The organism is Clostridium cavendishii DSM 21758 (assembly GCF_900141845.1).
Taxonomy (GTDB): Bacteria; Bacillota; Clostridia; order Clostridiales; family Clostridiaceae; genus Clostridium_AG; species Clostridium_AG cavendishii.
Genome location: NZ_FQZB01000010.1, coordinates 232,456 through 254,138, shown reverse-complemented (window position 1 = coordinate 254,138; position 21,683 = coordinate 232,456). Strand labels below are relative to the sequence as shown.

Sequence of the window (21,683 nt, the reverse complement as noted above, 5' to 3'; positions counted from 1 at the left end):
GGAGGTAAAGCCATGGCAGTACAACGTAAATTAGGTCGTCCAACCGACCAAAGAAGAGCTATGCTTAGAAGTCTTACAACAAGCTTCTTAAAGCACGGTAAAATAGAAACTACTGAAACTAGAGCCAAAGAAACTAGAAGACTTGCTGAAAAGATGATCACTCTTGCAAAAAGAGGAGATTTACATGCAAGAAGACAAGTTCTTTCTTTTGTAATGGAAGAAGAAGTAGTTAAAAACTTATTTGAAAATGTTGCTCCAAAGTACGCTGAAAGAAATGGTGGATACACTAGAATGTATAAAGTGGGTCCAAGAAGAGGCGACGGAGCTGAAGTTGTTATACTTGAATTAGTATAATAATACGGGGATTAAGTTTAACTTAGTCCCCATTTTAATATATAAAAATAATGGTAAATCTAATGTTATTAGGTTATAATTAATTTTGTTATCTAAATATAAGTATAAGATACCAGTATGAATTTGTAATTTTATGAAAGGATATTTATCCATAATTATATATATTGTTAATAATATATTTTCATAAAATAACAAATTAAAAAGCAATTAATATTAAATGGAGGGTTTCCCGTGAGCAATAAAATGATTAAATGTGAAAATTTAGTTTTTAAATATATAAGTGGGGAAGAAAAAATAGAAAAATTAGCAGTTAATGATGTAAGTTTAGAGGTTAATCAAGGGGAATTTTTAGTTGTCTTAGGGCATAATGGTTCAGGCAAATCTACTATAGCTAAACATATGAATGCATTATTACTTCCTAGCAGTGGGAAGGTTTATGTAGATGGGTTAGATACATTAGATGAAAATAATATTTGGGATATAAGAAGTACAGCAGGGATGGTATTTCAAAACCCAGATAATCAATTAGTTGCAACTATTGTTGAAGAAGATGTTGCTTTTGGACCTGAAAATTTAGGTGTTGCTCCTTCGGAAATAAGAGAACGAGTTGATGAGAGTTTAAAACGTGTTGGAATGTATGAATATAGAAAACATGCGCCACATCTTTTATCAGGAGGTCAAAAGCAGAGGGTTGCAATAGCCGGTATATTGGCTATGAGACCAAAATGTATTATATTAGATGAACCTACAGCTATGCTTGATCCTTCTGGTAGAAGAGAAGTACTAAAAACTATAAAAGAAGTTAATGAGAAGTTCAATATAACGATAATACTTATAACTCATTATATGGATGAAGCAGCACAAGCGGATAGGGTAGTAGTTATGGATAAAGGTAAAGTTGTTATGGAGGGAGATCCAAGGCAAGTTTTTTCTAATGTAAAGGAAATGAAGGAAATAGGATTAGATGTACCTCAGGTTACTGAGCTTGCTTATGAACTTAAGAAGGAAGGAATAAGTATATCTACAGAAATTCTAAATATAGATGAGATGGTGAGTGCATTATGTCAATTGAAATAAAAGATTTAGTTCATATATATATGGCAAAGTCGCCTTTTGAAAAGGTGGCTTTAAATAAGGTTAATTTAGGGATAAAAGATGGGGAATTTGTAGCTTTAATAGGTCATACTGGCTCAGGAAAATCTACTTTAATACAACACTTAAATGGATTGTTAAAGCCTACTTCAGGTAATATAACTGTAGATGGAACAGATATAACAGCTAAAGGTGTTAAGCTAAGTGATATAAGAAAAAAGGTTGGGTTAGTTTTTCAATACCCAGAATATCAACTATTTGAAGAGACGATTGAGAAGGATATAGAATTTGGCCCAAGAAATTTAGGCTTAACAGAAGAAGAAATTCATAATAGAGTACTAAGAGCAATGAAAATGGTTGGATTAGATTATGAAGAGTACAAGGATAAATCACCATTTGAGTTAAGTGGTGGACAAAAAAGAAGGGTTGCCATTGCAGGTGTTATTGCTATGGAACCTAAAGTGCTTATTCTTGATGAACCAACGGCAGGTTTAGATCCGAAAGGAAGAGATGAGATTTTAGAGCAAATAGAAAAATTGCATATAGAATATAATATGACTATTATTTTAGTTAGCCATAGTATGGAGGATGTAGCAAAGATTGCAGGTAGAGTAGTTGTTATGAATGGCGGAGAAGTAATCTTAGATGGAACTCCGGCTAAGGTATTTAGAGAAATAGAAACATTAGAAAATGTAGGATTAGCAGTTCCACAGGTAACATATTTAACTAGAGCTTTGAGGGAAAAGGGATTTGATATATCAGAAGATATATTTACTATAAGTCAAGCTAAAGAAGCTCTTTTGACACTTATAAATAAAAGTAAGTAAGTTTAGAAAGGAAGAAGTTTAATGATTAAAGATATAACCATAGGTCAATATATTCCTGGTGATACCTTTGTACACAAGTTAGATCCAAGAACAAAAATAATCATATCATTATTATTTATAGTATCACTTTTTGTTATAAATAATTTTTTTGGGTATATATTTGTAATAGCATTTTTAGGCTTGGCAGTTGCTGTATCTAAGATTCATTTAAGTTATCTGTACAAAGGTCTTAAACCAGTTTTTATACTTATTATTATAACAGCATTATTAAATGTATTCATGATACAAGGTTCAGATAGTACTTTATTATGGCAATTTAAATTTTTTAAAATATATAAAGAAGGTGTTGATACAGCTGTATTCATGACTTTAAGATTAATATTTTTAATATTAGGAACATCTTTATTAACGTTAACGACATCACCAATAGAACTTACTGATGGTATAGAAAAATTGTTAAATCCCTTTAAAAAACTTGGATTACCAGCTCATGAGTTGGCTATGATGATGACTATAGCATTAAGATTTATTCCAACATTGATAGATGAAACAGATAAAATTATGAAGGCTCAACAAGCAAGGGGAGCAGATTTTGAATCGGGAAGCTTAGTAACTAAAGCCAAGAATTTAATTCCTTTATTAGTACCTCTTTTTATCAGCTCATTTAGAAGAGCTGATGAACTAGCTATGGCTATGGAAGCCAGATGTTATAGAGGCGGAGAAGGTAGAACAAGAATGAAAGAGCTTAAATATACAAATAAAGATTTAATAGCTTATGGAGTATTTTCAATATTATTTATAGCAAGCATATTAATAAGAATTGGAATTATTTAAGGTTTATGAAATAAATAATGAGTTCAATAGAGATATTATAGTTCATTATTTTTTTCAATATTCCTAAGGTAGGGTGATAATTTGAAAAATATAAAATTAATTCTTGAATATGATGGAACTAATTATAATGGATGGCAAAGACAAAAAAATGGTGTTACGATACAACAAACGTTGGAAAAGGCCTTATCTAATCTAACTAGCGAAGATGTTAAGGTTGAGGGTTGTAGTAGAACGGATTCAGGGGTACATGCTAAGGAATATGTAGCAAACTTTAAAACTAACGCTACGATACCTCCACATTGTTATAGAGAAGCTTTAAAGTCTAGATTACCTTTAGACATAGTTGTTACAAAATCAGAAGAGGTAGAAGATGATTTTCATGCAAGGTATTGTAATATAGGTAAAACTTATTGTTATACTATACTAAATAGAGAATTACCGTCAGCTTTAAAAAGAAATTATACCTATCATGTAAGAAAGAAGTTAGATATAGAAGCTATGAAGAAAGCATGTGCATATTTTATTGGTAAGCATGATTTTAGTGCTTTTAAAAGTTTAGGTAGTTCAACTACAAGTTCTATTAGAACTATAAGTGATTTACATATAGAAACAAATGAGGATGAGATAAATATTTTTGTAACAGCGGATGGATTTTTATACAATATGGTTAGAATAATAGTCGGAACATTAATATTTGTAGGGACTGGGAAGCTAAAGCCAGAAGATATGAAGGATATAATAGATTCTAAAGAGCGAAAAAGAGCTGGAAGGTGTGTTCCGCCAACAGGTTTAAGCTTAGAAAAAGTTTTTTACTAAAAATATTTAAAATTCCTTGACACGCCCGTAAGCGTGTATTATAATTGTATTTGTTTGTAAGAGATATAAATGTGTAAAAGACACAGAAATACTGGTCTTCACATATATGTAAGACACGAAAAATATTAAACCTAATCGAAAGTTCAGGGAGGGAAAACAATGAAATCATACATCGCTAAACCAAACGAAGTTGAAAGAAAATGGTATGTTGTTGACGCTGCTGGTAAGCCACTAGGAAGAGTTGCAAGCCAAGTTGCTACAATATTAAGAGGTAAAAACAAACCTACATTCACACCAAATGTAGATTGCGGAGATTTTGTTATAATAATCAATGCTGAAAAAGTTGTTTTAACTGGTAAAAAATTAGATCAAAAAATGATGAGAAAGCACAGTTTTTATCCAGGCGGATTAAAAGAAACTCCATATAGAGAAGTTTTAGAAAAGAAACCTGAATTTGCTTTCGAAGAAGCTGTTAGAAGAATGCTTCCAACAGGTGTTTTAGGAAGAAAAATGCTTAAAAAATTAAAAGTATATAGAGGAGCTGAACACGATCACGCTGCTCAAAATCCAGAAGTACTTGAATTAAAGTACTAATATAGGCTCGGGAGGAGGATTTTAAAATGGCTAAAGTTCAATACATGGGAACTGGAAGAAGAAAAAAATCAGTTGCAAGAGTAAGACTTGTACCAGGAGAAGGTAGAGTTATAATCAATAAAAGAGAAATTGAAACATACTTTGGTTTAGAAACTTTAAGACTAATCGTTAACCAACCATTAGTTTTAACTGGAACTAAAGAAAAATTCGACGTTTTAGTAAATGTACACGGTGGTGGATTCACAGGTCAAGCTGGAGCTATCAGACATGGTATATCAAGAGCTTTATTAAAAGCTGATGAAAACCTAAGACCAGAATTAAAGAAGGCTGGTTTCTTAACAAGAGATTCAAGAATGAAAGAAAGAAAGAAATACGGTCTTAAAAAAGCAAGAAAATCATCACAATTCTCAAAGAGATAATATTGTGGTTACAAGAGAGGTTTTTACCTCTCTTTTTTTGCATATATATTTCAATATGCTTTCTACGATCTAAATTTAGAATTACTTTTTAATCGTATTTTTATAGATATCTAATTAAATGTAGAATTTTAATTGCAATATATATTTGATAATTAAAACTATACTTAGGTGCTTGTAAAATTAATTGAAGATTTAAATAACCTATGGAGTAAATTTATTGAAACTTATATATTAGTAATTTATATAGTTATTTATAAAGATAAATGCAGTCATAGTAATATCTAAGATTATTATAAACATGGTACTATATTGTCATATGATTTCTACAAATTAAATCTAATGATGTCTTTATTTTGGGTTTGACAAATATATTAAGATAAATGTAAAATTTAAAAATATATATGTTGTAATATGGTTTCTATAAATTTAATTTAATGTTATCTTTATTTTATTTTTAATATGTGTATTAAAATAAATGTAGATTTCAAGTTATATCATATATATAATAAATTTTATAAAGTTCTTATTTTTAAAATTCCAGGTAGTCTTATATAGTTTTCGACAACTTAAATCTATTTATGTTGTAGGGAAATTTATAAGATTATTTTTTTGTATAAAAATAAAGAAATAGTGAAAAAATAAATTTAGCTTATTTTAACTGGAGGAAATTAATATGAAATTTAAAAAACAGTTTATATTTTTTATGATTATAGCAATATTAGTATCTACTACAATTAATGCTTATGCTAAAGAGAAGAAAGATACTAATGAAGGGAAGATAATACTATTAGATGCAGGACATGGTGGTTTTGATGGAGGTGCTCAATCTAAAAATGGAACTATTGAAAAAGATATTAATTTAGCAATAACTTTAAAACTAAAAAGTAATTTAGAAGCAAAGGGATATAAGGTATTCATGACTAGGGATAATGATGATGGCCTTTATGATAAAGGGAAAACTGTAAAAAATAAAAAGGTGCAGGATTTAACTAGAAGGGTAGAACTTAAAAAAGAAACTAAATGTGATGCGTTTGTGAGCATACATCAAAATATGTTTCCACAGGGAAAGTACAAAGGTGCACAAGTTTGGTATGCAAGCAACGAAAAAAGTAAAAAGCTAGCAGAGAGCTTACAAGATAGCCTTAAAGCAAATGTTGATCCTAATAATAATAGAGTATGTAAGCCAGCAGGAGAACAGTATAAAATATTGAGAGATAATTATGAAGGTGCTTCAGTTATTATTGAATGTGGTTTTTTATCTAATTATGAAGAAGAACAGAATCTAAAAAGTGATAAATATCAAGAAAAACTTGCAGAAGCAATAGGATTAGGTGTAGATAAATATTTTAAAGAGTAGTTGTTGCTGTAGAATATATACTTAAAAGAATATTTAATGTAAAAAAATATTTCCTAAGAAATAAACCCCTCGAATATTAATATATTTAAGGGGTTGTTTTTTCAAATTTAGCGTTATTTATACACAGTAAAAATTAATTTGAACGTTTATTATTTTATTTTTATATTTTTGTTTGTAAAAATCCAAAGAGTATTACCTTTTTGTAATTTAGCAATCTTATTGTTATTAGTTAAAAATAGGTTAGAGTTTTCTAAATATATTTTATTATTAGAATTAGCAACACAAAGAAGACCTTCTTTCTTATCAGTTATTAAGTATGGATATTCTTTAAAGTCATTTATGTTATCAGTAAATTCAACAAGTATATTATCATAGCAAAGTTTAGTTTTTTTATTTTTATTATCTAAAAGAATATAATGATCATCAAAGAAAACAAAGTTTAAGCTACAATTATTAGAAAATACAATTGAAAGATTATTTGATTCATTTTTATTTTTTAAATTATAATCATCAAAAGCAAGCTCTGGACTATAATTTAAAGGTATGTTTGATATAGAGTATATATCATCTGCCTTAGAAATATGTTTATTAAGATAGATAGCACCATAATTTAAAGTATCTTTACTAGAATTATAAAATCCATATGTTATATCAGCTGAGTTTAAAAAAGATAGTGTTGATAAATTGTTATTAATATATTGAACATAGTTAAAATTAATATTTGCTTGTACTGTCTTTAGTGATTCACCAGTAAAAGGCGAAACACCTATACTATTATATGGAGCTACTTTAGGATTTTTTTTGTTGTAAGATTTATAAATTGTAGAGCCCACTAAAAAAATTAAAATTAAAATTAATATATATATTATAATTGAGCTTGCTTTATGCATATTTAAATTTTTCATAATATACTCCTTAAAATTACTTTACATATAAAGTATAATAATTATAGAATTATTTTATGACAAATATTAAAGATTAGGGGGTTGCTATGAGGGAAGTACATGTTTCACAAATAGTAGAGGCAGTTAAAAAGTTATGTATAAATGCTAATTATTACATGACTGAAGATATTAGAAATGTTATAGAAAAAGCTAGGTCTGAGGAAACTTTTGAAATAGCAGAAAATATTTTGGATAAGATTTTATTAAATGGAGATATAGCAAAGGATGAAAATGTGCCTATATGCCAAGATACAGGCATGTGTTTAGTGTTTATTACATTAGGACAAGAAATACACATAGTTGGTGGTGGACTAGAAGAAGCCATTAATGAAGGGGTTAGGCAAGGCTATGAAGAAGGTTATTTAAGAAAGTCTGTAGTTAATGATCCTATAATTAGAATAAATACAAAGGATAACACACCAGCTATAATAAATTATGAGATAGTTAAAGGTGATAAGTTTAAGATAACAGTTGCACCTAAGGGATTTGGTTCAGAAAATATGAGTGCTTTAAAAATGTTAAAACCTTCCGATGGGGTAGAGGGTGTGAAGAAATTTATTTTACAGACTGTGAAGGATGCTGGACCTAACGCATGCCCTCCACTTGTAATAGGAGTAGGTATAGGTGGAAGCTTTGATAAGGTTACATTGCTTGCTAAGAAGGCTCTCATAAGGTCTACAGAAGAAAGAAATAAGGATGAATATTATAGGAGCTTAGAAGAGGAATTGTTAGAGAAGATTAATGCTTTAGGTATAGGGCCACAAGGTTTTGGTGGAAAGACTACAGCTTTAGCTATTAATATAGAAACTTATCCAACACATATAGCAGGCTTACCTGTTGCTGTGAACATAAATTGTCATGCTACAAGACATGCTGAAATAGAATTATAAAGGAGGGGGAATATGGAAAAGAAACTTCAAACTCCTTTGACGATGGAAAAGGTTAAGGGATTAAAGGCAGGGGATACTATATTACTTTCAGGAACTATTTATACTGCGAGAGATGCAGCGCACAAAAGACTTGTAGAATTATTAGATGAAGGTAAAGAATTACCTTTAAATTTAGAAAATCAAATAATATATTATGTTGGCCCTACACCGGCAAAACCAGGAAAAATAATTGGTTCAGCTGGTCCAACTACAAGTTATAGAATGGATTCATATGCACCAAGACTATTAGATTTAGGATTAAAGGGAATGATAGGTAAGGGATATAGAGGTGAAGAAGTAGTAAACTCTATGATTAAAAATGGAGCGATATATTTTGGGGCTATAGGAGGTGTAGGAGCATTAATTGCAAAATCTATAGAAAAATCAGAGATAATAGCTTATGAGGATCTAGGAGCAGAAGCTATTAGAAAGTTGAATGTGAAGGATTTTCCATTGATAGTTATAATAGATAGCGAAGGTAATGATCTATATAAAATAGGTCAACAAAAATATAGAGATAGAATAAAATAAGGTTATTTATAGAATTTTGATTTGGATATTAGAACATTCTTATGAATGATAATGAATAGGAGTTTTAAAAAAAATTAAGGGAGTGTATAGAAAGTTTTGATCACTTGAATCCATTAGGGTGGAGTAAAAAATTTCTATAAGTCTCCCTTTTTATATTATATATTTTTAAAACCTTTTCCTCTTACTTCAGAAACATCAATTATAGTAACAAAAGCTTTTTCATCTATAAGGTGAATTGTATTTTTAAGTTCAATCATTTGTCTAGTTGTAACTAAGCAGTATAACATTTTCTTTTTATCATGGGTATATTCACCTTCTGCAAATAATGAAGTAACACCTCTATGTAAATTTTCTATTATATAATCTATAACAGCCTGTTCTCTTTCAGTAATTATTAGTAAAAGCTGTTTAGAGTTAAGACCTTTGACAACTTTATCTACAACTATACTTTGTATAAACATAGATATCAAAGTATATAATGCTTTTGGAATACCAAAGAAGTAAGCGCCTATAGAAACTATGAGTACGTTTAATATAAAGCTTAAACTGCCTATATTAAAGTTTGAAAATTTCTTTCTTATAAGCATAGTTATTATGTCAGTACCACCGGTTGAACCATTTCTAGAGAATACTATCCCGTAACCTAGTCCACAAAGAACTCCACCATAGATACAGTAAAGTAAAATGTCATCTACGAATATTCCCTGAGTTAAAGACGAGGTTAAAATTAATGATATAGATAATGATAGCATACCTATAGCAGAATAGTAGGTAAATCTTCTATTAAGTTTAAAAAAACTTAAAATGAATAATGGTAAATTGATAAGAAACACCATATAACCTGCTTTAAAACCATTAAGATACTGAATGATAAGAGCAACACCTGTAGCACCACCACTAAGTAACTTTGCATGAATTAAAAATAAATTAACACCTAATGATGCTATAAAGCAACCTAGTATTATTAGTACTACGTCAGTCATAAGTGTTTTTTGGCTTTTGATATAGTCCATAATATAAATTCTCCTTAAATAATAATAACATCCCCCTAGTAATTATATAGAATTTATTCAGGTTGTTAAATCTCATAAACTGTAGTATTTTAATATTACAAGATTTTATTCATTTTTAGGTTCAATTTGCTATGTTTTTCACCAATTTATGAATGTCTTATAATTAATTACGTATATGTAATTTGAAAAAGAGAAATTAACTTATAAGTGAGTAGCAAAAGTCTTATTTTGGTTAATGTTAAATTAAGTAAAAGCTTAAGTTTTAAGTGAAAGATTATATTTTGGATTTTGTCAGTAGAAGTTCATTGATGTTATAGATTTTAATCTAACTAGTAGAAATTGTTCTGTAAAAGTACTTTCAAAAATGTAATTATTGGAGATTGAGCTTCAAAATTGATTTTGTTTTGCAGGAATACTTTTAAGAATGAATAGGGGTAGAAGTTTCTTTTTTATTAAATGTATATAGACAGTTTACCTGGTAATAATTTAAAATATTATTAGTACCTAATTTTTTATTATGTAAAAGGAGAATATTATGAGAATTAAGTTACCAGGATCAATGAGGACCAAAAGTATTTTACTTGGTATTTTTGTAGTAATTGCTATTGGGATATTTGTTTACGAAGGTTATAATAACAAAAAGGAAATAGAAACTTTACAAAAAAATCAAGAAATTCAGTTAGCAGAGAAGAAAAAGGAAAAGCAAATACAAGATGATATTGAAAAGAAGCAAGAAAAATTGGAAGGTATGTATAATGAAGCATTTGCTACTTTTCATAGTAAAGAATATAAAAATACTATAGAACTTTCAAGTAAAATAATAGAAGAGGAAAAAAATTATTATAAAGCTTATAGTCTAAGAGGTATAGCAACGGCCTATAATGGTGATTTAGAAGCTGGAATGAAGGATATAGATAAGGCATTAGAGTTAAAAGGTGATTATGGATATGGAAGGTTTAATAAGGCTTTGGCCTATGAGCTTTATGGGAAATATGATGATGCTTTAGTATGGTATAATAAAGCACTAGAAATTGAAAAATATGAATGGAGTTACTATGGCATAGCATCTATATATGGTAGAAAAGGTGATGTTAAAAATACTGTGGAATATTTAAAAAAAGCTGTGGATAAAAATGCTTCAGTAAAAGAAGCAGCAAAAACAGAAGCAGATTTTAATAATGTTAAGAATTCTGATGAGTTTAAAGAATTGGTGAAATAAGATAGTTTAAAATTCAACATAAAATATAGGAGTCATGAATATAGGGATTCATAGCTCCTATATTTTATTATATAGAAAAGTATGAAATTGTATAAGAGAATTTTTTATTTATACATTTTCTAAATTATCAAGAACCTTCTTTCCAATTTGTAAAAGGACAAAAGATGCAAGACTGTTCCATACTAAAAAGCTTATATAAATGGAATACTTACCAAATAAAAATGAAAAAAAGACAGAAAGTATTCCAGCGCCTATAAGGCCAGGAAGTATATAAAGTATTAATGAAACGAATTGGAGTAGTCCTGAGAAGAATTTAGAGCCTAAAGCTCCTATGAATCTCATATTAACTATAGAACCATAAGTTACTACGGCACCAAAGGATACATAACTTAAAATGCAAAGTAAGGTTTCAATCGGATTAGCCTTAATTATTAATGCTGAAGGTATAAAAATAAATAAGGCATCACTACAAAACTTAAGAATAGAACCAATAGTTGCATAGATTATCTTTTTTTCAGCTCTATCAGGAATCATAAAAATATAATGTTTAGATACTTCTTCATTAAACTTACCAGTAAAGCTTGTTATAACGGTCATATATATGAAAAAGAATAATAAGATTTTTATATCCTTATGAGGAAAGAAGAAGCTAAAGCCTAAGGCTATACCAATAAATATTAAAGCACTAAAATCTAATATACCGAAGCCTGTTTTTCTATACTCTAGAATATGTCTAGACATTATAGCACGAGCAAAAGTTGTATTATAGTTAGATGTAATTTTTCTTGTTTTTCTTTTGTATTTAAATAAATTTTCATTAACCACAGATTTTTTATCTATTTGTTTAGTTTTTACTTTGCTAAGAGTTTCATTATGTTCTGAGGATTCTAATACATCTTCGTAAAAATCTAAGTTTAATTTATAAAGTATAGTTATAGTAATACCTATAGATATTATTAAAAGCAATAGTAGGAAAGGAAAAGATTTATTATATCCAACGAAGCATTGAGTTATTATTATTTTAAACCAGCCTACAATAGGAACATAATCAAAAGTTTTTCCAGAAAAAAAGTCTATTGTATTTGATAGAAGTTTATTTTTAGGACCGTATACTGAAATTGCAGTAAAGGCAATTAAGAAAATACCTAAAAATTTAAAAAAGTAATTAGCTTTTTGTTGAAGCTCTTTGCTCTTATTTACTAAAGAATATACAAGCATCGAAAGAAAAGAGCATAAAAGCTGAAGCAATATAAAACTGATAATTATAACAAATATGCCAAATGGTGCAAGCTTAAAGTTTGCTGATATATTAGGCATTTGAAATAGTAAAAATAGACTAAAGAGTAAAACACTTTTTATTTGTTTTATAAACCCATAAAGTAAAACCGTTTGTGGCTTTATAGGTGAGGTAAAGATTAAATTAACATCACTCATCAAATAAGATGTGGCCATTCTTTTTGTTCCATTTATAAGGGCTAAAAAAATACAAATAAAAGCTAAAATTACAGAAATACTTATAACTATATTAATAGATATAGTGTTATTACTTTTTTTGGGAAGTGCAGCAGCAAAAAATATAAAGCACAAAATAGCAATATAGAAAATAAGGGCTATAAGCTTTGAAGGAGTTCGTTTAAGAACCTTTATATAATTTATGGCACTTGTACGAAATAAATAACGTAAAGCTTGCATACTACTTGTCCTCCGTCACTTCAAAAAATATGTCTTCTAAGGATTCCTCTGTATTATCAAATTCAAATTTATTCTTGGATAATATTATTTCTCCATTTTTCATAATTAATATTCTATCCCAGATTCCATCCATACTATCAAGTAAATGAGTTGAAATTAATAGAGAGACACCGGAATCTCTAAGTTCTATAAGAATATTTTTAAGTTCTTTTATAGCTTTAGGATCAAGACCAATCATAGGCTCATCAAATAATATAACTTTAGGTTTTGTAATAAGCGCGCAGCAAATACTAACCTTTTGTTGCATACCTTTTGAAAGTTCTTGCCCTAATTTATCACGTTTATCTTTTAAATCAAATTTCTCTAATAATTCATCAGCATAATTTTCATAATTTGATATACCATATGCTTTAGCTATAAAGTGAATATGTTCATCAATAGAAAGAAGAGGGAAGAGTGCTGGAAGTTCTGGTACATAAGATAATAACTTTTTACCTTCTATACTTTTATTATTTTTACCACATACTTTTATTTCTCCATCATATTTTAGTAGACCTGCTATTGATTTTAGAGTGGTTGATTTACCAGCGCCATTAGGTCCTACTAGGATGGCAAGTTCACCTTTATTAACTGTGAAGTTTAAGTCTTTAGCAGCAAAAAATTTATTATATTTTTTATTAAGATTATTAACTTCTAACATAAGAAACCTCCGATATTATCATATAATATATCAATGATTATAGCATTAAAAATGGGGGATTATAGTTGGTTTGTATTTATTTAAGAAATTTTTAATATTTGGTAAATGGTACTGTCTTATTAACATTTTAATTCTTAATAAATTTGTCATAATTTTATTAAAGCATTTGTAATTTTTTAGATTTATTATAGAATTAGGATAGAAGATTAAAATGAGGTGAAAGTTATGGACGAATTTAAGATATTAGTAGTAGATGATGAAAAGGAAATAAGAGATGCAATAGATATTTATTTAAGAGGTGAAGGGTTAAAGGTTATAAAGGCACAAGATGGTGTTGAAGCATTAGAAGTTCTAGAGAGAGAAAAAATACATTTAATAATTTTAGATATTATGATGCCTAGATTAGACGGTATAAGGACTTGTTTTAAAATAAGAGAGACTAAAAATATTCCAATAATAATGCTTTCAGCAAAAGGTGAAGATAGTGATAAAATATTAGGACTAAATGTTGGAGCTGATGACTATGTAACTAAACCATTTAATCAACTAGAACTTGTCGCAAGAGTTAAATCTCAACTTAGAAGATATGATAAGCCATTAGATATCGAAAAAAATCAGAGTGAAATAGTGAATGGAGATATTAGGATAAATACTGTAGATAAAAGAGTGCTATTAAGGGAAGAAGAGGTGAGACTAACAGCTACAGAATACAAAATATTGCTTCTTTTAGCATCTAATCCAGGTAGAGTTTTTTCTATTAAAGAGATTTATGAAAAAGTGTGGGAAGAACCATTTTATAAAAGTGAGAATACAGTAACTGTCCACATAAGAAGAATGAGAGAAAAGATAGAGATTAATCCTAGAGAGCCTGAATATATTAAGGTGGTGTGGGGTATTGGATACAAAATGGATAAATAAAGATAAGAAAGGATTCAAGGGATTTTTTAAGAAATTATATTTAATAGAGATAGTTGTAATTTTAGTTTTAACTATAAAAATAATACCAACCTTAATTGATAATGTGAGATATAATGGAAGATATAGTGATTATAAAAGTATTACTAAAATGCTATTTGATTCTGATAATTATAAATTAAAAAGATTGAGAGAAGCTTCTCAAGGTATAAGTGGCAAAATTTATTATAATACAAAAGGGTTTAAAAATTTAGAGGATAAATATTTTAAAGAAAAATTTAAAAGGCAGATATTAACTGATCCAGAATATATAAGCGATAGAGTTGCAGTTCTCATAATAAATAATAAAACTAAAGAAACATTTACTAACAGAGAGTGGCTAGATGATGATATAAAAAAGGGTCAGGATGGTATACAAGTAATAGAAAAGCTTTGTAAAACTGATAATGTAAAATACTATTTGGCAAATAATGTTGATACATTTAATTACCTTATTGAGAATAATCCTAAATATCAATATTATTATGAGGGCGAAGTTGCTAATCTTGATAAAGAGACTTTATCAAATTATACTGAAGTATATTTTTCAAGATGTGAACCTTATGATTCAGAAATAAACTATTTGAAGATAATGTTGACGCTTACGATTGTTTTAATGTTAATAGACATATTACTTATAATAAAGTGGATTTTTTATTATATAAAAAATAAAAAGGGAAGCTTAAAAAGTGCTATAACAAAAGATTTTTTATATCTTAAAATTTTAGAATTTATAGCTTGTGTCAAACGAATACCAATAGTAATAAAAAGAATTAGAATCACAGTTTTGGATATAATAATTTTTATGGGATGGTTTATTTATATATTCTTTATCTATACACCTTATAGAGCGCAGAGAATAGATATGGTGATAGGAATATATTTAAATAAGGGTATAGCGACAGCTATATTTATATTTTATATAATATTAAGATATATGTACAAAGTAATAACAAAATATGATGAGATGGAAAAACTTATTGAAGATTTAAACCAAATAAAATCAGGTGATATGAATTTATCTTTAGATCAGCCTAAGGATAATCAATTAAAAGCCTTAGTATCTGGAATAAATGAGATAAAAGAAGGATATAAGAATTCTATTGAAGATGGAATAAAAAATGAAAAGTTAAAGACTGAGCTTATATCTAATGTATCACATGATTTAAGAACACCATTAACTTCTATAATAAATTATGTAGATATTCTAAAAAGAAATGATATAACAGAAGAGGAAAGAAGCGATTATATAAAAGTAGTAGAAAATAAATCTAATAAGCTTAAAAAATTAATAGATGATTTGTTTGAAATATCTAAGATGAATTCAGGGAAAATTGAAATAAATAGAGAAGAGGTTGATATAATCCAATTACTTTATCAAAGTATAGGTGAGATGACTGATGATAGAAAAGAATTGGATTTTAATGTAGAGGCACCTGAATCGATAATAATGGAAGTTGACGGATATAGAATGTCTAGAGTGTTTCAAAATATAGTTTCAAATTCAATAAAATATTCATTAGATAATACAAGGATATACATAAAGGTAGAAGAAACAAAAACAAGGGTAATTATAAGCTTTAAAAATGTAGCAAATTATGAAATGAAGTTTAAAGAAAACGAAGTTTTAGAACGTTTTGTAAGAGGGGATAAATCTAGAAATTCAGAAATAGAAGGTTCTGGATTGGGGCTTGCCATAGCAAAAAGTATAATAGAACTTCACGATGGAAAGATAAAAGTAGAAAGAGAGGGAGATATGTTTAAGGTTTATATAGTGTTAATGAAACCTATCTAAAAAATATTTTTAATTATAATAGTTAGTGTATAAATTACAATCTTAAATTTAGATTAAATTTATACAAATACAATTGACGGTAAAGAGTGTTAATGTTAAAATTTGTATAAAAATTACAAGGAGATATTGTTTATGGATAAAAATATGGTTACAACAACCTTTAATCTTGAAGGATATAAAATTGTAGAAAATCTTGGGATAGTAAGAGGTATTATAGTTAGATCAAGAAGTGTAGTTGGTAATATTGGTGCTGGTCTTCAAAGCTTAGTAGGAGGAAATATTACGATATATACTGAACTTTGTGAAAGTGCAAGAGAAGATTCTTTTGAACTTATGCTAAAGCATGCAGAGGAACATGGTGCTAATGCTATAATAGGAGTAAGATATGATGCTAATGAAGTGTCACAAGGTATTACAGAGGTTTTATGCTATGGAACAGCTGTTAGGGTTGAAAAGATATAAAGAAAGTATAATTATTAGAAATGGTGAATTCAGCAATGAATTCACTTTTTTTCTTTAGATTATTTTTAATAGTGGACAACTTATTATAGAAAAGTTTAGTAGAGGTAAAAAAACCATAGTTTCCGATAAGTGAGATGTATAGATAAAATAAAAAAATAAAAAATTTATATAAAATTAAACTTAACGAAAAGCTATGTCGTATTAATTAACAGAGAGGGGGAATACGAGTGACTTTAACAGATGAGCAATTAGTTAATGAGATAATTGACGGAAATAAAAGTGCAATGGAAGTCTTAGTAAATAGAAATTATAAATTAGTATTTTCAATTATATATAGAAATACACAAGACTATCATGTTTCATTAGATTTAACTCAAGAGACTTTTATGAAAATGCTAGTCTCTATAAATTCATATAAAAGTAATAAAGGAAATTTTAAAAATTGGATTATCACTATAGCTCTTAATGCGTGTAAGGATTATTTTAAAAGTGCTTATGTTAGGAGAAATGTTTTAACAGATGAAATAATACAGGAACATGAAGAGACCAATATTATAAATCTAATAGAAAAAAATGAAGATAGAAGAGTTGTTAAAGAGTCGATTATGAATTTGCCAGAGCTTCAAAGGGAAGCGCTAATACTTAAATATTATAATGATATGAGTATAAAGGATATAAGTGAGATAACTGGAACAAATGAGTCGACGGTTAAATCAAGATTAAGGCTTGGAGTTGACAAACTAAAAAAAATATTTGGAGGTGAAAAGTTATATGAAAGAGCTTCAAAATAAATTTGATTTCATTGAAATTTCAGCGGAAGAAATAGATGAGCTTTGCACTCAGCTTGATAAATATACTATTGATAAGATGCCCTCTGATGAAGAGATAAATAATTGTATAGAATCTTTATATACATATGTACCAGAGAAAAAGAGTTTTAAAAATACAATAATTAGATTAGTTGATATAGCTAATTTAAATATTAGTTATATTAATAAATGTTATTTAACAATAAGTTTTATGATATTTTTATTTAATTATATACTAGCTATTAAATTTGATGTTAATCCATATATGGCAATTATGTCGTGTACACCAATTCCATTTCTTTTAGGATTAATTGAGATATTCAAAGGAATAGAAAATAATATGAGTGAGTTAGAGGCAAGCTTTAAAATATCATTCAAAGAAATAGTAATATCAAAAATCCTAATAATAGCAATATTTAATATTATATTAAATATTATTATGTCAGTAATGCTATATACAAATATTAGAGGTATAGAGTTTGCGAAGATAAATGTACTATGGTTAATAACATTTTGCTGGATAAATTTAATTTCTATTATAATTGCACAGAAAGTTAGAAGTAATAAGGTTGCTATTTTACTAATAGCTATTTGGACTATTATAGTTTCAGTAATTTTTAGTAATAGTATAGCAGTAGACATGCTTATTAAGTTAAATACTTGGATATATGTATTATTTATATGTATAGCTATTGGAGTAGCTACTTTATTACTTAAGAATTTTATTAAATCTAATAACTATTTTTATAAAGAATCAAATGATTGGGATATGATTTGAATTAAATTATGTATTGATTATAAGGAGGCAAATTGTGAAGATTAAAATAAATAATTTAAGTAAAAAATATTCAGATAAAGTTGCGGTTGATAACTTTTCGTTAGAATTAACAGAAGGGGTATATGGATTACTTGGACCCAATGGGGCTGGTAAAACAACATTAATGAGAATGATAGTAGATATATTAGAACCAACTAATGGGGAGATATTATTTAATGGAGTAAATAAAGATTTATTAAAAGAGAGGTATAGGGAAGTCTTAGGATATCTTCCGCAGGATATGGGATATTATAAGAACTTTACGGCTGAAAGATTTTTGAAATATATAGCGGCATTAAAGGGAATTAATAAAAACCAAGCTATAGAAAAAATAGATGAATTATTAAAGATAGTTAATCTAGAAACTGATAGAAAGAGAAAGATAAGCAAATTCTCTGGAGGTATGATAAGAAGACTAGGGATTGCACAAGCTCTATTAAATGATCCTAAAATTTTAATTTTGGATGAGCCAACAGCGGGGCTAGATCCTAATGAAAGGATAAAATTTAGAAATTTAATTTCTCATATTTCAAAGAATAGAATAGTTATATTATCAACTCATATAGTATCGGATATAGAGTTTATTGCAAAAGAGGTAATACTGATAGATTATGGAAAGCTTATAGCGTGTAAAAATAGAGAAGAGCTATTATATGATTTAGAAGGAAAGGTTTGGGAGGTTATTATAACAGAAAAAGACTTAGACAGAATGGAACAAGAGTACAAAATAGTGAATATTATGAGAATGGATGATGAGATAAAAGTCAGAATAGTAAACGATAAGAAATTAATTGAAGGTGCAAAAGCTGTTAAACCTAATTTTGAAGATGTTTATGTGCATTATTTTAAAAGAAAGGAAGAGGCTTGTTATGGAAGTTTTTAAATACGAATTATTTAAAATGTTTTCTAGAAAAGGACCTATAATAGCCTTAATATCATTAATTGTATTTATTAATGGATTTACCTTTTTTATGATAGGAAACAATAAAAATATAAGTTATGAAGAATTAAAAAGTTATGAGGGTGATGTAGTTAATTATAGAGAAAATATAGATAAAATATTTAATAATCTTGAGATAGCTAAAGAAAGTAATAACGATAAAAATCAATATCTATATAATTACTTGGCTGGAGTGTATTCATTACAAGGAAAGTCTATATTAATAGCTATATCTGACTTTGCAAAAATTGAAGAAAATCCGTTTAAGGATATAGAAGGAAGGTATAGGGGAGGTAATACATTTGATTTTAGAGCTTATGAAGTTGAAAGCTTAAAAGAAAAATTAGAAATGACAAAGAAAAAAGGACAAGAACAAACATATGAATATAAAAATGAAAATAAAGCTTATAATATGTACAACAAAGTATTGGATAGAAAAGTGTATTTTGTTGAGGGGTGGAATCTGGTAAATAACCAAAGTCAATTATTTGAAGAAGCTTTTATAATAGTTGTAATAATTTTATTAGGGGTATCGCCTATGTTTTCGGCAGAATATAAGCAAAAAATAGCTCCTATTATTTTAGCAACTAAGAATGGTAGGAAAGTATGGGTAATATCAAAATTTTTAGTTGCTTCAATATATTCTATTTTTGTAGTTATTGTGACTAAGATATCTTCACTTATAATAGCAGCTATTATATACGGACTTAGGAATGGTAATGCACCAATTCAATGCTTAGATGATTATTCAATTTCGCCTTATAAATTTAGTATAATAGAATTTTGGTTAATAAATCTAATTATTTGTATATTAGGAGCTATAATATTATCTGTATTAATTCTACTTGTATCAAATAAGGTTAAATCTTCAATGATTACTTTCATTGTATTAGGAAGTTTAGCGTTTGTTCCTATATTTATAAAGGAGTTTTTTGGAATAAGAGCTTCATGGGGAAAAGCAATAGTAAATTTAAGTATTAATAAATTTATTTTACCTAACAATATATTTGAGTATTATTATTCTGCAAATATTTTAGGAAGGCCTGTTATATATCCAATGTTTATGATTATTTATGGAGTAGTACTTTTAATTGTATTAGTGTTTTTACTTATTAGAAGTATTGAAAATAAAAGTTGTTTTATTGGTAGGGGTAAGAAATATGGAACTATTACGCAATGAATTATTTAAAATATTTTGCAGAAAGAGAATTTTTATAGCATTTGTTTTGATATTACTTATAATTTATGTACCATATTATAAAGGAGAGCTAGATTATATAAATAAAAATTATGGTAGCATAGAACAATTAAAGCAAGAATTTAAAAAACATGAAGGTAAAATAAACAGCAATGATACAATTATAAAAAGCCAGTTGCAAGGTGAAGAGGATAAAGATTATTCAGATAAAAGCAAAAATATTAAAAGAAATATTAAATTGGAATATACTGCCCAAAGTAAGCCGATGTTAATTGCAATTTATGATTTTGTAAAATTAGCTGATAAACCATTTATTGATGTAGAAGGTAGGTTTATTCAAGGGAGAGTTTTTGATTTTGAACCTTATAGTATGAAAGAACTTGCTAAAGAAATAGATAACTTAAAGAAAAATAAAAAAGATGAAGAGTTTGAATATAAAAATAAAATATTAGCTAATAGTATGTATAAAAAAGTTATGCAAAGAGAATTTAATTATTGTGATGGTTGGAACATGATAGTAGTCAATTATGAAAAATTAACTCCATATTTAATAGTTTTGTTTATAATATTAGGAGTATCATCTGTGTTTGCAAGTGATTATGAAGATAATGTTTATCAAATAGTAATGGCAAGTAAAAATGGAAGAACAAAGGCAGTTTTTGCTAAGGTTGGAGCAGTTATTATTTATTCAATAGTTGTAGTTTTAATGCTTAGCGGAATAAATATTTTAGTTAATGGCATTTTATATGGACTAGATGGAGTTAATGCACCTATACAATGTCTATATGGCTTTTGGAGTTCTCCTTATAAACTTACAATAGGACAATTTTTATTTAGAAGTATTATTATAACTATAACTGGAACGATATTATTAGCTTTTATAACTATGATAATTTCTAATATTAGTAAGTCATCAATAACAACAAGTTTTATAATAGTGGTTATGTATGCTATCCCTATTATTTTAACTATTTTAATAAAATATTCATGGCAAAAGTGTATAGGAAATTTAAGTATTAACAAAATTATTAGTGCTATGCAGATTTATAGTTTTTTTTCTACAAGTAATTTATTTGGTCAACCTATAAAGTATGAATTATTTATAATTTGTTTAAGTATACTTCAAATAATGATTATACTATATTTTCTGATAAGGATTTCAAATAAGAGGTGTGGGAATTATAGTGAAGATAGTAGATTAATTTATTTAGTTAAAAAATTCAAGTAAGAATATGGTTAAATTATATGAAAACATAATATACTAATATATTTTAAGCCTATTATTCTTTGGTGTGTATTTAAGTTAAAATATCTGAAAAGGTTTAAATTCGACATTGTTAATATTTTATCAGTTTAGAAAAAGAAATTAAAAGCTTAAAATATTACT

At 27.4% G+C, this 21,683-nt stretch carries 23 protein-coding genes; 19 read left to right on the top strand and 4 right to left on the bottom strand.

All coding sequences use genetic code 11. From position 1 onward, the window contains the following. The first annotated feature begins 12 nt into the window (after nucleotides 1-12). The 8 genes from rplQ to cwlD all read left to right on the top strand — a co-directional run bounded on the left by rplQ (nucleotide 13) and on the right by cwlD (nucleotide 6,293). The gene (rplQ, locus tag BUB01_RS12630; RefSeq protein WP_072988188.1) at nucleotides 13-354 is read left to right on the top strand and encodes a 50S ribosomal protein L17; all 342 of its coding nucleotides are present in this window, start codon (nucleotides 13-15) and stop codon (nucleotides 352-354) included. A 231-nt stretch (nucleotides 355-585) separates the two neighbouring features. Continuing rightward, nucleotides 586-1,431: an energy-coupling factor transporter ATPase gene (locus tag BUB01_RS12625; protein WP_072988185.1), complete on the top strand. Its 846-nt coding sequence runs from the start codon at nucleotides 586-588 to the stop codon at nucleotides 1,429-1,431. Beyond that, nucleotides 1,416-2,273, top strand: coding sequence for an energy-coupling factor transporter ATPase (locus tag BUB01_RS12620; RefSeq protein ID WP_072988181.1), 858 nt, complete (start codon nucleotides 1,416-1,418; stop codon nucleotides 2,271-2,273). Before BUB01_RS12625 ends, BUB01_RS12620 begins: the two co-directional genes overlap by 16 nt. Nucleotides 2,274-2,294: 21 nt before the next feature. Then, nucleotides 2,295-3,107: an energy-coupling factor transporter transmembrane component T family protein gene (locus tag BUB01_RS12615; protein WP_072988178.1), complete on the top strand. Its 813-nt coding sequence runs from the start codon at nucleotides 2,295-2,297 to the stop codon at nucleotides 3,105-3,107. 81 nt (nucleotides 3,108-3,188) lie between these two features. Then, nucleotides 3,189-3,923, top strand: a complete 735-nt coding sequence (truA, locus tag BUB01_RS12610) for a tRNA pseudouridine(38-40) synthase TruA (RefSeq protein WP_072988175.1) — start codon at nucleotides 3,189-3,191, stop codon at nucleotides 3,921-3,923. 159 nt (nucleotides 3,924-4,082) lie between these two features. Then, nucleotides 4,083-4,517 carry a 50S ribosomal protein L13 gene (gene rplM / locus BUB01_RS12605; RefSeq protein ID WP_072988172.1) on the top strand — a complete coding sequence of 145 codons (435 nt, stop codon included), beginning with the start codon at nucleotides 4,083-4,085 and terminating at the stop codon, nucleotides 4,515-4,517. Nucleotides 4,518-4,543: 26 nt separating this feature from the next. Further along, on the top strand, nucleotides 4,544-4,936 hold the full coding sequence (gene rpsI, locus BUB01_RS12600) for a 30S ribosomal protein S9 (protein ID WP_072988169.1): 393 nt from the start codon (nucleotides 4,544-4,546) through the stop codon (nucleotides 4,934-4,936). A 673-nt stretch (nucleotides 4,937-5,609) separates the two neighbouring features. Continuing rightward, entirely contained in the window at nucleotides 5,610-6,293 is a 684-nt protein-coding gene (gene cwlD, locus BUB01_RS12595; RefSeq protein ID WP_072988166.1) for an N-acetylmuramoyl-L-alanine amidase CwlD, read from the top strand. A gap of 149 nt (nucleotides 6,294-6,442) precedes the next feature. On the opposite strand, the gene BUB01_RS12590 is transcribed toward cwlD, so the two are convergent. Next, on the bottom strand, nucleotides 6,443-7,198 hold the full coding sequence (locus BUB01_RS12590) for a hypothetical protein (protein WP_072988163.1): 756 nt from the start codon (nucleotides 7,196-7,198) through the stop codon (nucleotides 6,443-6,445). A gap of 86 nt (nucleotides 7,199-7,284) precedes the next feature. On the opposite strand from BUB01_RS12590, the gene BUB01_RS12585 reads away from it, so the two are divergent. Both BUB01_RS12585 and BUB01_RS12580 read left to right on the top strand, forming a co-directional pair. Further along, nucleotides 7,285-8,127: a fumarate hydratase gene (locus BUB01_RS12585; RefSeq protein WP_072988160.1), complete on the top strand. Its 843-nt coding sequence runs from the start codon at nucleotides 7,285-7,287 to the stop codon at nucleotides 8,125-8,127. Between the two features lie 12 nt (nucleotides 8,128-8,139). After that, complete coding sequence (locus BUB01_RS12580; RefSeq protein WP_072988156.1) at nucleotides 8,140-8,697, top strand: Fe-S-containing hydro-lyase; 558 nt, start codon at nucleotides 8,140-8,142, stop codon at nucleotides 8,695-8,697. Nucleotides 8,698-8,852: 155 nt separating this feature from the next. On the opposite strand, the gene BUB01_RS12575 is transcribed toward BUB01_RS12580, so the two are convergent. After that, nucleotides 8,853-9,710 (bottom strand): YitT family protein, encoded by an 858-nt coding sequence (locus BUB01_RS12575; protein WP_072988153.1) that lies wholly within the window; start codon nucleotides 9,708-9,710, stop codon nucleotides 8,853-8,855. Nucleotides 9,711-10,245: 535 nt separating this feature from the next. Here BUB01_RS12575 and BUB01_RS12570 point away from each other — a divergent pair. After that, entirely contained in the window at nucleotides 10,246-10,929 is a 684-nt protein-coding gene (locus tag BUB01_RS12570) for a tetratricopeptide repeat protein (protein WP_143152491.1), read from the top strand. Nucleotides 10,930-11,037: 108 nt separating this feature from the next. Here BUB01_RS12570 and BUB01_RS12565 read toward each other — a convergent pair whose 3' ends face one another. Together BUB01_RS12565 and BUB01_RS12560 are read right to left on the bottom strand one after the other, a co-directional pair. After that, entirely contained in the window at nucleotides 11,038-12,621 is a 1,584-nt protein-coding gene (locus tag BUB01_RS12565) for a putative ABC exporter domain-containing protein (protein ID WP_072988147.1), read from the bottom strand. Nucleotide 12,622: 1 nt separating this feature from the next. Next, on the bottom strand, nucleotides 12,623-13,321 hold the full coding sequence (locus BUB01_RS12560) for an ABC transporter ATP-binding protein (protein WP_072988142.1): 699 nt from the start codon (nucleotides 13,319-13,321) through the stop codon (nucleotides 12,623-12,625). Between the two features lie 225 nt (nucleotides 13,322-13,546). Here BUB01_RS12560 and BUB01_RS12555 point away from each other — a divergent pair, with 225 nt between their 5' ends. The 8 genes from BUB01_RS12555 to BUB01_RS12520 all read left to right on the top strand — a co-directional run bounded on the left by BUB01_RS12555 (nucleotide 13,547) and on the right by BUB01_RS12520 (nucleotide 21,524). Next, nucleotides 13,547-14,239 carry a response regulator transcription factor gene (locus BUB01_RS12555; RefSeq protein ID WP_072988139.1) on the top strand — a complete coding sequence of 231 codons (693 nt, stop codon included), beginning with the start codon at nucleotides 13,547-13,549 and terminating at the stop codon, nucleotides 14,237-14,239. Further along, nucleotides 14,217-16,070 (top strand): sensor histidine kinase, encoded by a 1,854-nt coding sequence (locus tag BUB01_RS12550; RefSeq protein WP_084108732.1) that lies wholly within the window; start codon nucleotides 14,217-14,219, stop codon nucleotides 16,068-16,070. Before BUB01_RS12555 ends, BUB01_RS12550 begins: the two co-directional genes overlap by 23 nt. Before the next feature lie 132 nt (nucleotides 16,071-16,202). Next, nucleotides 16,203-16,532 carry a YbjQ family protein gene (locus tag BUB01_RS12545; protein WP_072988136.1) on the top strand — a complete coding sequence of 110 codons (330 nt, stop codon included), beginning with the start codon at nucleotides 16,203-16,205 and terminating at the stop codon, nucleotides 16,530-16,532. A 227-nt stretch (nucleotides 16,533-16,759) separates the two neighbouring features. Next, nucleotides 16,760-17,323: an RNA polymerase sigma factor gene (locus BUB01_RS12540; protein ID WP_072988133.1), complete on the top strand. Its 564-nt coding sequence runs from the start codon at nucleotides 16,760-16,762 to the stop codon at nucleotides 17,321-17,323. After that, nucleotides 17,304-18,119, top strand: a complete 816-nt coding sequence (locus BUB01_RS12535) for a hypothetical protein (protein ID WP_072988130.1) — start codon at nucleotides 17,304-17,306, stop codon at nucleotides 18,117-18,119. The genes BUB01_RS12540 and BUB01_RS12535 overlap by 20 nt, the downstream gene beginning before the upstream one ends. A 34-nt stretch (nucleotides 18,120-18,153) precedes the next feature. Further along, nucleotides 18,154-19,041 carry an ABC transporter ATP-binding protein gene (locus BUB01_RS12530; protein WP_072988128.1) on the top strand — a complete coding sequence of 296 codons (888 nt, stop codon included), beginning with the start codon at nucleotides 18,154-18,156 and terminating at the stop codon, nucleotides 19,039-19,041. Then, a complete protein-coding gene (locus BUB01_RS12525) occupies nucleotides 19,028-20,278 on the top strand; it encodes a hypothetical protein (RefSeq protein ID WP_072988125.1) in 1,251 nt (416 codons plus the stop codon). The genes BUB01_RS12530 and BUB01_RS12525 overlap by 14 nt, the downstream gene beginning before the upstream one ends. Beyond that, nucleotides 20,259-21,524, top strand: a complete 1,266-nt coding sequence (locus BUB01_RS12520) for an ABC transporter permease (protein ID WP_072988122.1) — start codon at nucleotides 20,259-20,261, stop codon at nucleotides 21,522-21,524. The genes BUB01_RS12525 and BUB01_RS12520 overlap by 20 nt, the downstream gene beginning before the upstream one ends. Nucleotides 21,525-21,683 lie beyond the last annotated feature (159 nt).